General features: G+C 60.5%; 20 protein-coding genes and 1 pseudogene. 2 read left to right on the plus strand and 19 right to left on the minus strand.

Annotation, left to right across the window (positions count from 1 at the left end; translation table 11 throughout):
• Positions 1 to 12: 12 nt before the first annotated feature.
• From rpsQ to ATO9_RS17640, 5 genes are all read right to left on the minus strand, one after another.
• Positions 13 to 243 carry a 30S ribosomal protein S17 gene (gene rpsQ, locus ATO9_RS17620; protein WP_043752432.1) on the minus strand — a complete coding sequence of 77 codons (231 nt, stop codon included), beginning with the start codon at positions 241 to 243 and terminating at the stop codon, positions 13 to 15.
• A gap of 12 nt (positions 244 to 255) precedes the next feature.
• Positions 256 to 456, minus strand: a complete 201-nt coding sequence (gene rpmC, locus ATO9_RS17625; protein WP_043752437.1) for a 50S ribosomal protein L29 — start codon at positions 454 to 456, stop codon at positions 256 to 258.
• Between the two features lie 189 nt (positions 457 to 645).
• On the minus strand, positions 646 to 1,104 hold the full coding sequence (locus ATO9_RS17630; RefSeq protein WP_052418439.1) for a DUF3237 domain-containing protein: 459 nt from the start codon (positions 1,102 to 1,104) through the stop codon (positions 646 to 648).
• Between the two features lie 30 nt (positions 1,105 to 1,134).
• The gene (locus ATO9_RS17635; RefSeq protein ID WP_043752440.1) at positions 1,135 to 1,755 is read right to left on the minus strand and encodes a TIGR02466 family protein; all 621 of its coding nucleotides are present in this window, start codon (positions 1,753 to 1,755) and stop codon (positions 1,135 to 1,137) included.
• Between the two features lie 65 nt (positions 1,756 to 1,820).
• On the minus strand, positions 1,821 to 2,237 hold the full coding sequence (locus ATO9_RS17640; RefSeq protein WP_043752443.1) for a winged helix-turn-helix transcriptional regulator: 417 nt from the start codon (positions 2,235 to 2,237) through the stop codon (positions 1,821 to 1,823).
• A 94-nt stretch (positions 2,238 to 2,331) separates the two neighbouring features.
• Here ATO9_RS17640 and ATO9_RS17645 point away from each other — a divergent pair, with 94 nt between their 5' ends.
• The gene (locus ATO9_RS17645; protein WP_043752446.1) at positions 2,332 to 3,174 is read left to right on the plus strand and encodes an SDR family oxidoreductase; all 843 of its coding nucleotides are present in this window, start codon (positions 2,332 to 2,334) and stop codon (positions 3,172 to 3,174) included.
• 101 nt (positions 3,175 to 3,275) lie between these two features.
• On the opposite strand, the gene rplP is transcribed toward ATO9_RS17645, so the two are convergent.
• The 6 genes and pseudogenes from rplP to rplW all read right to left on the minus strand — a co-directional run.
• Positions 3,276 to 3,689 (minus strand): 50S ribosomal protein L16, encoded by a 414-nt coding sequence (rplP, locus tag ATO9_RS17650; protein WP_043752450.1) that lies wholly within the window; start codon positions 3,687 to 3,689, stop codon positions 3,276 to 3,278.
• 12 nt (positions 3,690 to 3,701) lie between these two features.
• Positions 3,702 to 4,418 carry a 30S ribosomal protein S3 gene (rpsC, locus tag ATO9_RS17655; RefSeq protein WP_043752454.1) on the minus strand — a complete coding sequence of 239 codons (717 nt, stop codon included), beginning with the start codon at positions 4,416 to 4,418 and terminating at the stop codon, positions 3,702 to 3,704.
• Positions 4,418 to 4,798, minus strand: coding sequence for a 50S ribosomal protein L22 (gene rplV, locus ATO9_RS17660; RefSeq protein ID WP_043752457.1), 381 nt, complete (start codon positions 4,796 to 4,798; stop codon positions 4,418 to 4,420). Before rplV ends, rpsC begins: the two co-directional genes overlap by 1 nt.
• A gap of 3 nt (positions 4,799 to 4,801) precedes the next feature.
• Entirely contained in the window at positions 4,802 to 5,080 is a 279-nt protein-coding gene (rpsS, locus tag ATO9_RS17665; RefSeq protein WP_043752460.1) for a 30S ribosomal protein S19, read from the minus strand.
• 3 nt (positions 5,081 to 5,083) lie between these two features.
• The gene (rplB, locus tag ATO9_RS17670) at positions 5,084 to 5,926 is read right to left on the minus strand and encodes a 50S ribosomal protein L2 (RefSeq protein WP_043752462.1); all 843 of its coding nucleotides are present in this window, start codon (positions 5,924 to 5,926) and stop codon (positions 5,084 to 5,086) included.
• Between the two features lie 294 nt (positions 5,927 to 6,220).
• A pseudogene (gene rplW / locus ATO9_RS23940) lies at positions 6,221 to 6,424 on the minus strand (50S ribosomal protein L23); the annotation flags it as partial.
• 87 nt (positions 6,425 to 6,511) lie between these two features.
• Between rplW and ATO9_RS17675 the strand changes: the two are divergent.
• Complete coding sequence (locus ATO9_RS17675; protein ID WP_043752465.1) at positions 6,512 to 7,072, plus strand: hypothetical protein; 561 nt, start codon at positions 6,512 to 6,514, stop codon at positions 7,070 to 7,072.
• A 121-nt stretch (positions 7,073 to 7,193) separates the two neighbouring features.
• Here ATO9_RS17675 and ATO9_RS17680 read toward each other — a convergent pair whose 3' ends face one another.
• The 8 genes from ATO9_RS17680 to rpsL all read right to left on the minus strand — a co-directional run bounded on the left by ATO9_RS17680 (position 7,194) and on the right by rpsL (position 13,688).
• On the minus strand, positions 7,194 to 7,490 hold the full coding sequence (locus ATO9_RS17680; RefSeq protein ID WP_043752467.1) for a 50S ribosomal protein L23: 297 nt from the start codon (positions 7,488 to 7,490) through the stop codon (positions 7,194 to 7,196).
• Positions 7,487 to 8,104 carry a 50S ribosomal protein L4 gene (rplD, locus tag ATO9_RS17685; protein WP_043752470.1) on the minus strand — a complete coding sequence of 206 codons (618 nt, stop codon included), beginning with the start codon at positions 8,102 to 8,104 and terminating at the stop codon, positions 7,487 to 7,489. The genes ATO9_RS17680 and rplD overlap by 4 nt, the downstream gene beginning before the upstream one ends.
• The gene (rplC, locus tag ATO9_RS17690; protein WP_043752473.1) at positions 8,101 to 8,943 is read right to left on the minus strand and encodes a 50S ribosomal protein L3; all 843 of its coding nucleotides are present in this window, start codon (positions 8,941 to 8,943) and stop codon (positions 8,101 to 8,103) included. The genes rplD and rplC overlap by 4 nt, the downstream gene beginning before the upstream one ends.
• Before the next feature lie 15 nt (positions 8,944 to 8,958).
• Positions 8,959 to 9,267, minus strand: coding sequence for a 30S ribosomal protein S10 (gene rpsJ / locus ATO9_RS17695; RefSeq protein ID WP_043752478.1), 309 nt, complete (start codon positions 9,265 to 9,267; stop codon positions 8,959 to 8,961).
• Between the two features lie 147 nt (positions 9,268 to 9,414).
• Positions 9,415 to 10,590 carry an elongation factor Tu gene (gene tuf, locus ATO9_RS17700; protein ID WP_043752481.1) on the minus strand — a complete coding sequence of 392 codons (1,176 nt, stop codon included), beginning with the start codon at positions 10,588 to 10,590 and terminating at the stop codon, positions 9,415 to 9,417.
• Between the two features lie 81 nt (positions 10,591 to 10,671).
• Positions 10,672 to 12,795: an elongation factor G gene (fusA, locus tag ATO9_RS17705; RefSeq protein WP_043752485.1), complete on the minus strand. Its 2,124-nt coding sequence runs from the start codon at positions 12,793 to 12,795 to the stop codon at positions 10,672 to 10,674.
• A 36-nt stretch (positions 12,796 to 12,831) separates the two neighbouring features.
• Positions 12,832 to 13,302 carry a 30S ribosomal protein S7 gene (gene rpsG / locus ATO9_RS17710; RefSeq protein WP_043752488.1) on the minus strand — a complete coding sequence of 157 codons (471 nt, stop codon included), beginning with the start codon at positions 13,300 to 13,302 and terminating at the stop codon, positions 12,832 to 12,834.
• 14 nt (positions 13,303 to 13,316) lie between these two features.
• The gene (gene rpsL, locus ATO9_RS17715) at positions 13,317 to 13,688 is read right to left on the minus strand and encodes a 30S ribosomal protein S12 (protein WP_005980675.1); all 372 of its coding nucleotides are present in this window, start codon (positions 13,686 to 13,688) and stop codon (positions 13,317 to 13,319) included.
• Positions 13,689 to 14,037: the final 349 nt, after the last annotated feature.

A 14,037-nucleotide genomic window follows, 5' to 3' on the forward strand; every position in this document is an offset into this window, starting at 1 on the left:
ATCGTCGACGCCTCAGGCGTTGATGACTTCCCAACGTTTGGTCTTCGATTTCGGTGCGCATTCCTGAATGCGGACCTCATCACCTTTCTTGAAGGTGTTGTTCTCATCGTGAGCCCGGTATTTCTTGGACTTACGGATGGTCTTTTTCAGAACCGGGTGCGTGAAGCGGCGTTCCACCGACACGGTGACGGTCTGGGCGTTGGCGTCAGAAGTGACGACGCCGGACAGGATACGTTTGGGCATCTGGATCTTCCCTTATTCGGCAGCCGAAGCGGCTTTTTCGTTCAGCACGGTCAGGACGCGGGCGGCCTGACGGCGCGCGGCACGCATACGTGCGGGGTTTTCCAGTTGGCCAGTGGCCTGCTGAAAGCGCAGGTTGAACTGCTCTTTCTTCAGATTGGCCAGCTCTTCACGGAGCTGGTCCGGGGTCTTATCGCGGAGCTCTTGCGCGCTCATATCTCTTTCCTTTCAACATCACCGGTAGGCCCCATAGCGCAAAGCGCCGGGTCACCCTGATTCCGGTGGAGTCATGATGAGGGGGCCGTTTACGCGCGATCCGCCAACAAAGCAACCCCCTTGCTGCCACGAAGCCTTTCCACCTGCATTCCAAAGGCCGGAGGCCGTCCGATGAGCGGGTTTCGGCGGTCAGAGCAGCTCGTAAAACTGGGATTGCAGCCCTTCGGACGTGCGATGGCCATGGCAGACCGCACGGATGTCTTTCAGCCAGGCATATTTCTGCGAACAGGTCTCGAAGACCGGATTGATGACATAGCTGGTATCGGATGACCGGTGGAGGTTGCCCTGTTCCATCAGGGCGACCTGTTCGTCGGTGACCATCTGGTGACCGGTGAAACTGATATAGATCAGCGCATCGTCATCCGTGCGCAGCAGGATGCGGGCATCGAATTCAAGCCGTCCGCCGGGGCAGATGGTCACCCAATCCCCGCAGGTCGGCAGGACGGTTCCGCGCAGTCGTTCCCCTTCGAAGGAGCCGCCGCGAACGCTGTAAATCAGACGCCCCGTGTTGCCTTCATCCCGCAGGTCCATTGGCGGCGGCGCATCCGTGAACATGTCGAACAGCAGCCTGGTGCCGTGATCCTTCATTTACCACTCCTCTGCCCCCCGATTCATTAGTTATTCCCACTTATAGTTAAAACTGACCGATATTCGATCCTCTTCGGACATACTCATCGGAACTTCGTGGCGTAACCAGCTTTCCCACAACAGGACGTCCCCGGGAGCGGGGGCGATGTAGACGAAGGGCTTGAGCTCTTCGCGAGCATTTTTCACCCGCGTGGGCGCCGCCATCATCATGGGCAGGCGCGGATCCTCGAGCTTGAGCGCGGAGGCCCCGTCGGGCATCGCGACATAGGTCGTCCCCGAGATCACCGAATGCGGGTGGATATGGCTGGAATGGCTGCCGCCCTCGGGCAGGATGTTGATCCAGAGGTCTTCAAGCTGCAGCTGCTTGTCACCCAGATCCAGCTGACAATGTTCTGCAAAGGCGGCGACATGCTGGTCGAGCGCCTTGACCACATCGGCGAAGATCGGGAAGCGCCAGGGCAGATCGGTCAGCGAGGCGTAGGAGGTGTAGCCGGGATAGCCCTGTTCCTCGCACCAGGTCTGGCCGGCCTCGTCGTCCTCGGCGATCGAATAGCAGGAGGCCTCCAGTTCATCGGTATCCACCTTCGGGTCGAAATCCGAAAGGCGCGCATGGTAAAGCGGCGTGGCGAAGAGAGACTTGAATTCGGGCATGGCGGCCTCTGCTGCGAATGGCGTTTGTGCCGCTCTAGCCGGTTTCGCGCCGCGATGCGAGGGGGCTAGGCGGCCCCCTGCCCCGCCTTGTCCGACGTATCCTCGCGTTCGGCCCAATGGGCGGCGATGCTGGGCAGGCTGGTTTCGATCCAGTCCGCCAGGTCGCGCACCTTGGCCGCGGCCTCCAGCCCAAGGGGCGTGAGACGATATTCGACATGGGGCGGGACCACGTCATATTCGATCCGCTCCACCAGCCCATCCCCTTCGAGCCATTTCAGCGTCTGGGCCAGCATCCGTTCGCTGACCCCGCCGATGCGCCGGCGCAGGGCGCTGAAGCGCAGGGTTTCAGCTTCGAGCGCGATGAGGACCAGCACGCCCCAGCGGCTGGTCACATGTTTCAGCACGTCGCGGGACGGGCAATTGGCGGCCAGCAGGTCGCCCTTTTGCAAGCGGGCGGAGAGGGTTTGAGGATCTTTTTCCATACTTACATTTCTGTGCGTACTTACGATTGATTAGTGGTCAATATATATCGGCGGTCGATCAGGAAAACAACGATCAGATCAAAGGAGAACAAACATGACCATCGCAGTGACCGGCGCCACGGGGCAACTGGGCCGCATCGTCATCGAGAAACTGAAAGCCAAGGTCGACCCGACCAGCATCGTCGCGCTGGCCCGGTCGCCGGAAAAAGCCGCCGAGCTGGGCGTGGAGACCCGCGCCTTCGATTACGACCAGCCCGATCAGCTGGTCCCGGCGTTGCAGGGCGTCGATACCCTGCTGCTGATCTCGGCCAGCGAAATCGGCAAACGCGTGCCGCAGCACCAGGCGGTGATCGATGCCGCCAAGGCCGCGGGCGTCGGCCATGTCGTCTACACCTCGGTTCTGCATGCGGATGCGTCGGAGCTGAGCCTGGCGGGCGAACACCGCGAAACCGAGGCCGCGCTGGCCGCGTCCGGTCTGGACGTCACGCTGCTGCGCAATGGCTGGTACACGGAGAACTACGGCGCCTCGATCCCGTCGGCGCTGGAGCACGGCGCCTTTGTCGGCAGCGCGGGCGACGGGCGCATCGCCTCGGCCACGCGGGACGACTACGCCGAGGCCGCAGTCACCGTGCTGACGGGCGACGGGCACAAGGGCAAGACCTACGAACTGGCCGGAGACAGCGCCTACACGCTGGCCGAGTTCGCGGCAGAGCTGTCGGCCCAGACCGGCAAGGAGGTGCCTTATGTCGACATGCCCGAGGAGGAATACGCCAAGGTTCTGACCGGCGCGGGCTTCCCCGAGCCGATGGCGGCGGCCTTTGCGGGCTTCGACACGGCAGCGAAGAACGGCGCGCTCTACGACAATGGCGGGCAGCTGTCGTCGCTGATCGGGCGCCCGACCACGCCGCTGAAGGACGCGATCGCGGGGCTGCTGTAAGCCCTGCGCCCTCTCCGGCCTGAAACCGAGGCCCCTATAAAGAAAGACCCCCGCAGCCTGGGCTGCGGGGGTCTTTTTGTTCTGATCGTGGAAGACCGGGCTTACCAGTCTTCGCGAACCACGACGCGGGTCTTGATCGGAAGCTTCATCGCGGCGAGGCGCAGGGCTTCGCGGGCGATGTCTTCGTTGACGCCGTCGATTTCGAACATCACGCGGCCCGGCTTGACCTTGCAGGCCCAGCGGTCGACGGAACCCTTACCTTTACCCATACGAACTTCGATGGGCTTGGCCGTCACGGGGACGTCCGGGAAGATACGGATCCAGACACGGCCCTGACGCTTCATGTGGCGCGTCATGGCACGGCGTGCGGCTTCGATCTGGCGTGCGGTGACACGCTCGGGCTGGGTCGCCTTGAGACCGTAAGTGCCAAAGTTCAGATCCGAGCCACCCTTGGCGTCGCCCTTGATCCGGCCTTTGAACTGCTTGCGGAATTTCGTGCGTTTCGGTTGAAGCATCTTTCTGTCTCCTTACCGGTCGCGGCGACCGCCGCCCGCTCCGCGGGGGGCCGGACCATCCTGGAGCTCTTGCGCACGGCGATCACGCGCCTGCGGGTCATGCTCCATGATTTCGCCTTTGAAGATCCACACCTTGATGCCGATGATGCCATAGGGCGTTTCGGCTTCGGAATGGGCGTAGTCGATATCCGCGCGCAGGGTGTGCAGGGGCACACGGCCTTCGCGGTACCATTCGGTCCGTGCGATTTCGGCACCGCCCAGACGGCCAGCGACGTTCACCCGGATACCCAGGGCGCCCATGCGCATGGCGTTCTGCACGGCACGCTTCATCGCGCGGCGGAACGAAACACGACGCTCCAACTGCTGTGCGATGGATTCACCGACCAGAGCGGCGTCGAGTTCGGGCTTGCGAACTTCGACGATGTTCAGGTGCAGTTCGCTGTCGGTCATCGCGGCGATCTTCTTGCGCAGGACTTCGATGTCCGCGCCTTTCTTGCCGATGATGACGCCCGGACGCGCGGTGTGAATGGTCACACGGCACTTCTTGTGCGGACGTTCGATGATGACGCGAGCGACGCCGGCCTGCTTGCACTCTTTCTTGATGAACTCGCGGATCCGGATGTCTTCCAGCAGAAGATCACCGAAATCCTTGGTATCGGCGTACCAGCGGCTATCCCAGGTGCGGTTGACCTGAAGGCGCATGCCGATCGGATTGGTTTTGTTACCCATTAGGCTTGCTCCTCGATCTGACGCACCTTGATGGTGAGTTCCGAAAACGGCTTCACGATGCGGCCATAGCGGCCACGTGCCCGGGGACGGCCACGCTTCATCTGAAGGTTCTTACCCACATAGGCCTCGGCGACGATCAGTTCATCGACGTCCAGGTTGTGGTTGTTTTCGGCGTTCGCAATCGCGGACTGAAGGCATTTCTTCACGTCCTCGGCGATCCGCTTTTTCGAGAAGGTCAGGTCCGTGAGGGCCTTGTCCACCTTCTTGCCGCGGATCAGTGCGGCGACCAGGTTGAGTTTCTGCGGGCTGGTGCGAAGCATGCGCAGTTTTGCCATTGCTTCGTTGTCGGCCACGCGGCGGGGGTTTTGTGCCTTGCCCATGACTTACTTCCGCTTCGCTTTTTTGTCGGCAGCATGCCCGTAATAGGTACGGGTCGGCGAGTATTCACCGAATTTCTGACCGATCATGTCCTCGGACACGTTCACGGGAACGTGCTTCTGGCCGTTGTAGACGCCGAACGTCAGGCCCACGAACTGGGGCAGGATCGTCGAACGGCGGGACCAGATCTTGATGACTTCGTTACGCCCGGATTCGCGCGCCGCTTCGGCTTTCTTCAGCACGTAAGCGTCGACAAAGGGGCCTTTCCATACAGAGCGAGACATAGCTTAGCGCCCTTTCTTCTTAGCGTGCCGCGAGCGGATGATGAGCTTCGAGGACGCCTTGTTCTTGTCGCGGGTGCGTGCACCCTTGGTCGGCTTGCCCCAGGGCGTGACCGGGTGACGACCACCCGAGGTCCGACCTTCACCACCACCATGGGGGTGATCGATCGGGTTCATCACGACACCACGGACGCTCGGGCGGATGCCCTTGTGGCGGTTGCGGCCGGCTTTACCGATGTTCTGGTTGCTGTTGTCGGGGTTCGACACGGCACCGACGGTGGCCTTGCATTCCTGACGGACCATGCGCAGCTCACCGGAGCTGAGGCGGATCTGGGCGTAGCCACCGTCACGGCCGACGAACTGGGCATAGGTGCCCGCGGCGCGTGCGATCTGACCACCCTTGCCGGGCTTCAGTTCGATGTTGTGAACGATGGTACCGATCGGCATGCCGCTGAAGGGCATGCAGTTGCCCGGCTTGATGTCGACCTTTTCGCCTGCGACGATGCTGTCGCCGACGGCCAGACGCTGGGGCGCCAGGATGTAGGCCTGTTCGCCATCTTCATACTTGATCAGCGCGATGAATGCGGTCCGGTTCGGGTCGTATTCGATCCGCTCGACGGTGGCCGCAACATCAAATTTGTTACGCTTGAAATCGACGATCCGGTAGAGGCGTTTCGCCCCACCCCCGCGGCGGCGCGAGGTGATCCGTCCGGTGTTGTTCCGGCCGCCCGATTTCGTCAGACCCTCGGTGAGGGATTTGACGGGGCGTCCTTTCCAGAGCTCCGAACGGTCGATCAGCACCAGCCCGCGCTGGCCCGGCGTCGTCGGCTTATACGACTTGAGTGCCATGCTTTCTGTCTTCCGTTTAGCAGTGCCAGGCGTGAGCGCCCGGCTATGTGTGAGGCCCCCCGAAGGTGACCAATAGAGGGCCCCGAAGGTCCCCGGTTCGTATGGTCTGACGACCAAAAGCAGAGCCCCGGACGAATCCGGGGCTTTGCGGATGGGGTCGTTTAGAGTCACTTGGGGTTCAGGTCAACCCCGTCAGCACCAGATCGCACTGCAAGACCACCGCCTGCAAAAAGGCCCGTGCCGCACCCCGCGCGAAGGCCCTAACAGAAAGCCCCCGCATCGCTACGAAGAGCTTTACCATTTTGTTTGGCGGGGGTTATCCCAATATCCCCAAATGTCGGTCGATACGTCGATCGAATTAACCTGTTCAAGGGTGACATAAGCATTCTTGATTTCCTTACGTGTGCCCATACGGCCTCGGAACCGCTTGGTCTTGCCTTTAGTGATGGTCGTGTTCACGGCAATCACCTTGAAACCAAAGAGCGCCTCAACGGCTTCATGATCTGCGTAGCTCTAAGTATTGACACATTCCAACACATCCCGAAAAATATTTACATGATAACTTTCCACTGAGGGCACAAAGAAATGGGTCGAAAGAACCAAAACCTACTCGAAAAGGTTGGTATTATTTCAGGAATTTTATTCAGCTCTCTCGCGTTTTATCAGTCTATCAACTCCCAAAAACAATCCGAAAGAGCTCTGGAACAGGCTGTCTCTGCCACTTCCTTTGCTGCTTGCATTGAAAAATCGATATTAGAAACTGTCGCGGTGCGAGAGGAACTTTTTGCAGCAGTCGAAGTTTTTCGACTCAACCAAAATGCGTTCATGACATATCAACGCGAATTAATGAAAGACTACGTTTCTGGTCGACAACAAGTAACAGACCTTGAAGCGAACCGTTCCGCGATAATAGAATTATTGCTGCACATGGAGACACTACAAGACCTTAAGTCTGAGATACCAAAAACCGTTAAGCCGATTACTCAAGAAAGAATTCTCAAGATAATTACGGACGCCAATACTGAAAACTTGGAACAAGCAGAATTCTTAGACGGGATTGAAGATGCATATCAGGAAATCATAGAAATATTGAATGTCGAAATATCAGACAGCACGCAGAACAGATCTGAAGAATGCACCGCTTAGCTTAAAAACCATCGAATTAACGCAATATGCTCCAGAGGGCATCCAGAAACGAAAAAGCCCCCCACATTGCTGCGGGGGGCCTTTGAACTCTGGCGGTGAGGTCGTGCCTCACCCGGTCGGATCAGAGACCCGTGGACACGTCGATCGTGTTGCCCTCTTCCAGCGTGACATAGGCCTTCTTGACCTTGTTACGCTGACCCAGGACGCCACGGAACCGCTTGACCTTGCCTTTGGTGACGGTCGTGTTCACGGCCTTCACCTTGACACCGAAGAGAGCCTCGACGGCCTCTTTGATCTGCGGTTTGTTCGCGTCGACCGCCACTTCGAAGACAACGGCATTGGCTTCGGAGGCCATGGTTGCCTTTTCGGTGATGACCGGCTTGCGGATCACGTCGTAATGTTCTGCCTTCGCGCTCATTTCAGTCGAGCCTCCAGTGCTTCGACACCCGCCTTCGTGATCACCAGGGTGTCACGCTTGAGGATGTCATAGACGTTGGCGCCGATCGAGGGCAGCACGTCCAGACCGTCGATATTCGCGGCGGCCTTGGCGAAGCCTTCGTTGACAGCGGCGCCGTCGATGATCAGGGCACGCTTCCAGCCCAGAGCCTTGACCTGCTTGGCCAGGGCGTTGGTCTTGCCTTCGGATTCCGCGGACTCGATGATGACCAGAGAGCCTTCCTTGACCTTGGCGGACAGGGCATGCTTCAGGCCGAGCTTGCGGAACTTCTTGGGCAGGTCGTGGCCGTGCGAACGCGGCGTCGGACCCTTGTAGATACCACCCTTGCGGAAGATCGGAGCGTTGCGGTCACCGTGGCGTGCGCCGCCGGTGCCCTTCTGGCGATAGATCTTCTTGGTCGAATAGGAGGTCTCGGACCGGGTCTTGACCTTGTGGGTGCCCTGCTGCGCGTTGTTACGCTGCCAGCGGACCACACGGTGCAGGATGTCGGCACGCGGTTCCAGGCCGAAGATCTCGTCGCCGAGATCGACGGAACCGGCTGCGGAGCCGTCCAGTTTGATCACGTCGAGTTTCATTCGTCGCCTTCCTTCTTCTCGGCTTCGATGTCAGCCTCGGCTTCTTTCAGAGCGGCTTCCTCGGCGGCGGCGGCTTCTGCGGCGGCTGCCTCTTCGGCGGCTTTGGCTTCGGCTTCGGCCTGGGCAGCAGCTTCTTCAGCGGCCTTGCGGGCTTCTTCAGCGGCGGATTTCAGAGCGGCGGGCAGGATCGCGTTCTCGGGGAACGGTTTCTTGACCGCATCCTTGATCGTCACCCAGCCACCTTTGGAGCCGGGAACGGCGCCCTTGATCATGATCAGGCCACGCTCGCTGTCAGTCTTGACGACCTGCAGGTTCTGCGTGGTGACGCGCACGGCGCCCATGTGACCAGCCATCTTCTTGCCTTTGAAGACCTTGCCGGGATCCTGACACTGACCCGTGGAGCCGTGCGAACGGTGCGAGATCGACACGCCGTGGGTAGCGCGCAGACCACCGAAGTTGTGACGCTTCATGGCACCGGCGAAGCCCTTACCGATCGAGGTGCCGCAGACATCGACGTACTGACCTTCGAAGTAATGGTCAGCCGTGATTTCCTCACCGACATTGATCAAGTTATCGGGATCGACGCGGAATTCCGCGATCTTCCGCTTGGGTTCGACCTTTGCAGCGGCAAAGTGGCCGCGCATCGCCTTGGAGGTCCGCTTGGCCTTGGCCGTGCCGGCGCCCAGCTGGACGGCAGTGTAGCCATGGGCATCAGCGGTCCGCTGAGCGACGACCTGCAGCTTGTCCAGCTGAAGAACGGTCACGGGGATCTGCTTGCCGTCTTCCATGAAGAGACGGGTCATGCCGACTTTTTTTGCGATGATACCGGAACGCAGCATGTTCAGTTGCCTCCCTTACACCTTGATCTCGACATCCACGCCGGCGGCGAGGTCGAGCTTCATCAGCGCGTCCACCGTCTGCGGGGTCGGATCCACGATATCGAGCAGACGCTTGTGCGTCCGGATCTCGAACTGATCGCGGGATTTCTTGTCGACGTGAGGGCCACGGAGAACCGTGAACTTCTCGATCTTGTTGGGCAGCGGGATCGGGCCACGAACGGTAGCGCCGGTGCGCTTCGCCGTGTTCACGATTTCCTGCGTGCTGGTGTCCAGGACGCGGTAATCGAATGCCTTCAGCCGGATGCGAATGGTTTGACCTGACATGTCAATTCAGCCTTCTTCGGCGTTTGAGTTGAGAGGAAGAAACAGGACCACCCTGCCCCTTCGTCGAACCCTTTATTGGATGGAGCCCCGGTTGAACGGGGCTCCGGTATTCAGAGGGGCGCTTGATGCGCCCCGGCGGGGTGCCGATTACTCGATAACCTTCGAGACAACGCCCGAGCCCACGGTCCGGCCGCCTTCACGGATGGCGAAGCGCAGCTGCTCTTCCATCGCGATCGGGGCGATCAGTTCAACGGTGAACTTCAGGTTGTCGCCCGGCATCACCATCTCGGTGCCCTCGGGCAGCTCGACGGTGCCGGTCACGTCGGTCGTCCGGAAGTAGAACTGCGGACGGTAGTTCGCGAAGAACGGCGTGTGACGGCCACCTTCATCCTTCGTCAGGATGTAGGCTTCGGCTTCGAACTTGGTGTGCGGCTTCACGGAACCCGGCTTGCAGAGAACCTGGCCACGCTCGACGGCTTCACGGTCGATGCCGCGCAGCAGGGCGCCGATGTTGTCGCCGGCTTCACCGCGATCCAGCAGCTTGCGGAACATTTCCACACCGGTGCAGGTCGTCTTCTGCGTGTCCTTGATGCCGACGATTTCCAGTTCGTCGCCGACGTTCACGACGCCACGCTCGACACGGCCGGTCACGACGGTGCCGCGGCCCGAGATCGAGAACACGTCTTCGATCGGCATCAGGAACGGCTGGTCCACGGCGCGGGCCGGCTGCGGGATGTACTCATCCACGGCCGCCATCAGTTCGCGGATCTTGTTCTCGCCGATTTCCGGGTTGTTGCCTTCCATCGCCGCCAGCGCGGAGCCCGCGATGATCGGGATATCGTCGCCCGGGAAGTCGTATTCGGACAGCAGCTCGCGGACTTCCATTTCCACCAGCTCAAGCAGTTCCTCGTCGTCCACCTGGTCGACCTTGTTCAGGAACACGACCATGGCAGGGATACCCACCTGACGGCCCAGCAGGATGTGCTCGCGGGTCTGCGGCATCGGGCCGTCAGCAGCGTTCACGACCAGGATCGCGCCGTCCATCTGGGCGGCACCGGTGATCATGTTCTTCACGTAGTCGGCGTGGCCGGGGCAGTCGACGTGGGCGTAGTGACGCGCGTCGGTCTCGTATTCCACGTGGGCGGTCGAGATCGTGATGCCGCGGGCCTTTTCTTCCGGCGCGCCGTCGATCTGGTCGTAGGCGCGGAAGTCACCGAAGTACTTCGTGATCGCCGCCGTCAGCGTCGTCTTGCCGTGGTCAACGTGACCGATCGTGCCGATGTTGCAATGCGGTTTGCCGCGCTCAAACTTTTCCTTTGCCATGATAGGCTCCCTTTTATTTTGGTGACGGGTGGGTGCACCCGTCTGACGGTTTGGGGCGGGCGGCCAGCGCCGCCCCGCCGCTTATGCGTATTTCGACTGGATCTCGTCCGAGATGTTCTGCGGGACCGGGTCGTAATGCGAGAACTGCATCGTGAACTGCGCGCGGCCCGAGGACATGGAGCGCAGGTTGTTGATGTAGCCGAACATGTTGGCCAGCGGCACGTTCGCGTCGATCGCGATCGCGTTGCCGCGCGGCTCCTGACCGGAGACCTGGCCACGACGGGACGTCAGGTCGCCGATGATGCTACCGGTGTATTCTTCCGGCGTGATCACTTCGACCTTCATGATCGGTTCCAGCAGCTTGGCGCCAGCCTTGCGCAGACCTTCACGCATGGCCATCCGGGATGCGATTTCGAAGGCCAGAACCGAGGAGTCCACGTCGTGGAACTTACCGTCGATCAGCGCGACCTTGAAGTCGATCACGGGGAAGCCGGCGAGCGGACCGCTGTCCATGACGGACTGGATGCCCTTTTCGACGCCCGGGATGTATTCCTTCGGAACGGCACCGCCAACGATGCGGGATTCGAAGGAGTAGCCTTCACCTGCCTCGGTCGGCGAGATGATGAGCTTGACCTCTGCGAACTGACCCGAACCACCCGACTGCTTCTTGTGGGTGTAGGTGTGCTCGATCTCGTGGGAGATCGTTTCGCGATAGGCCACCTGCGGTGCACCGATGTTGGCTTCGACCTTGAATTCGCGCTTCAGGCGATCGACGAGGATGTCGAGGTGAAGTTCGCCCATGCCCTTCATGATGGTCTGACCCGATTCCAGGTCGGTTTCCACGCGGAAGGACGGGTCTTCGGCGGCGAGGCGCGCGAGGCCCTGGGACATCTTCTCCTGGTCGCCCTTCGTCTTGGGCTCGACCGCGATCTCGATCACCGGATCCGGGAAGGTCATCGTTTCGAGAACGACCGGCGCCTTGGCGTCGCACAGCGTGTCACCGGTGGTGGTGTCCTTCAGACCCGCCAGCGCGATGATGTCGCCTGCGAAGGCTTCTTCGATCTCTTCACGGTTGTTGGAGTGCATCATCATCATACGACCGATGCGCTCTTTCTTGCCCTTGGTGGAGTTCAGGATCGAGTCACCCTTGTTCATCACGCCGGAATAGATCCGGGTGAAGGTCAGGGAGCCGACGAAGGGGTCGTTCATGATCTTGAATGCCAGGCCGGCAAACGGCATCGAGTCATCCGCGCGGCGCGGGATGTCACGGGTTTCCGTTTCGTCATCGGGGCTGAAGCCCATGTAGTCGACGACGTCCAGCGGCGACGGCAGGTAATCGACAACGGCGTTCAGCAGCGGCTGGACACCCTTGTTCTTGAACGCGGAGCCACACAGAACCGGAACGAATTTCAGGTCCAGCGTACCCTTCCGGATCAGCTGGCGCAGGGTCGGGATGTCGGGCTCGTTGCCTTCCAGGTATTCCATCATCGCGTCGTCGTCCATTTCGACGGCGTTCTCGATGAGTTTACCGCGCCATTCGTCGGCGAGCTCTTTCAGCTCGTCGCGGATCGGCTGACGGGTCCAGGAGGCGCCCAGGTCTTCACCCTTCCAGGTCCACTCTTCCATGGTGACCAGGTCGATGATGCCTTCCAGCTCGTTCTCGGCGCCGATCGGAATCTGGATCGGGGCCGGGATCGCGCCGGTGCGGTCTGCGATCATCTTCACGCAGTTGAAGAAGTCGGCGCCGATCTTGTCCATCTTGTTGACGAAGACGATACGCGGAACCTTGTACCGGTCGGCCTGGCGCCAAACGGTTTCGGTCTGCGGCTCGACACCGGCGTTGGCGTCCAGAACGGCGACGGCACCGTCGAGCACGGCCAGCGAACGTTCGACTTCGATGGTGAAGTCGACGTGACCGGGGGTGTCGATGATGTTCATGCGATACTTGGTATCGTAGGTGCCTTCAGCGGTCGGATCTTCCTGCCACTGCCAGAAGGTGGTCGTCGCAGCCGAGGTGATGGTGATCCCGCGTTCCTGCTCCTGCTCCATCCAGTCCATGGTGGCCGCACCATCGTGCACCTCACCGATGTTGTGAGACTTGCCGGTGTAGAAGAGGATCCGTTCCGAGCAGGTCGTCTTGCCGGCGTCGATATGCGCCATGATACCGAAGTTCCGGTACCGCTCGAGGGGATAATCGCGTGCCATGTTATGCAGCCTTTGGTGGAAGAGTTAGAGGAAGGGTTACCAGCGGTAGTGGCTGAACGCCTTGTTCGCGTCTGCCATCTTGTGCGTGTCTTCACGCTTCTTGACGGCGGTACCGCGCGAATTGACGGCATCCAGAAGCTCACCGGCCAGGCGCTCTTCCATGGTGTTTTCGTTACGCGAACGCGACGCGGTGATCAGCCAGCGGATGGCCAGAGCTTCGCGGCGCTCGGGACGCACTTCGACGGGCACCTGGTAGGTGGCGCCACCAACACGACGGGAGCGAACCTCGACCGACGGTTTGATGTTGTCGAGTGCTTCGTGGAACAGCTCGACCGGGGCGCGCTTGACCTTGGCTTCGATGCGGTCGAGGGCGTTGTAGACGATCTTCTCTGCGACCGACTTCTTACCGTCGACCATCAGGTTGTTCATGAATTTCGTCAGAACCCGGTCACCATACTTGGCGTCGGGCAGGATTTCGCGTTTTTCAGCGGCGTGACGGCGGGACATCTCTCAGGATCCTCTTACTTCGGACGCTTCGCGCCGTACTTCGAACGACGCTGCTTACGGTCTTTGACACCCTGGGTATCCAGGACACCACGCAGGATGTGGTAACGGACGCCGGGAAGGTCTTTCACACGGCCGCCGCGGATCAGGACCACGGAGTGTTCCTGCAGGTTGTGGCTTTCACCCGGGATGTAGCTGATGACTTCGTAACCGTTGGTCAGACGCACCTTGGCCACCTTCCGCATAGCCGAGTTCGGCTTCTTCGGGGTGGTGGTGTAGACCCGGGTGCAGACGCCGCGTTTCTGCGGGCACTGTTCCAGGTGCATGGATTTGGAGCGTTTCACTTTGGGCTGCCGGGGTTTCCGGATCAGCTGTTGGATCGTTGGCATCGGGCGTCGTTCCCCATTCTCTCACATATGCGTGCACCCCGTGGGTGCGGTTTCTCTTGTCTTCACGCTGCGCGCGTCCACGCAACGCACAAAAACCGCATGCGTCCCCTCGTTCGCGGGGAACGACGCGGCGGGTTTTACAGAGGATCGGGGCGTTGCAACCCGGATCTTGACCACTTCGATTCGATAGGCGGCGGGGGCACCCCCAAAGCCGATTGGCGCGCGTATACGGGGAGTCGATTGGGTTGTCAACATACCCTTACCCGCCGGCTTGCCGCGTGTACGGACGGGTGCAATACTCTGCCCAACGGCCGGTCGCAAGCATCTTCGGGCCAGAGGCACCGGCGAT

The organism is Pseudooceanicola atlanticus (assembly GCF_000768315.1).
Classification (GTDB): Bacteria; Pseudomonadota; Alphaproteobacteria; order Rhodobacterales; family Rhodobacteraceae; genus Pseudooceanicola; species Pseudooceanicola atlanticus.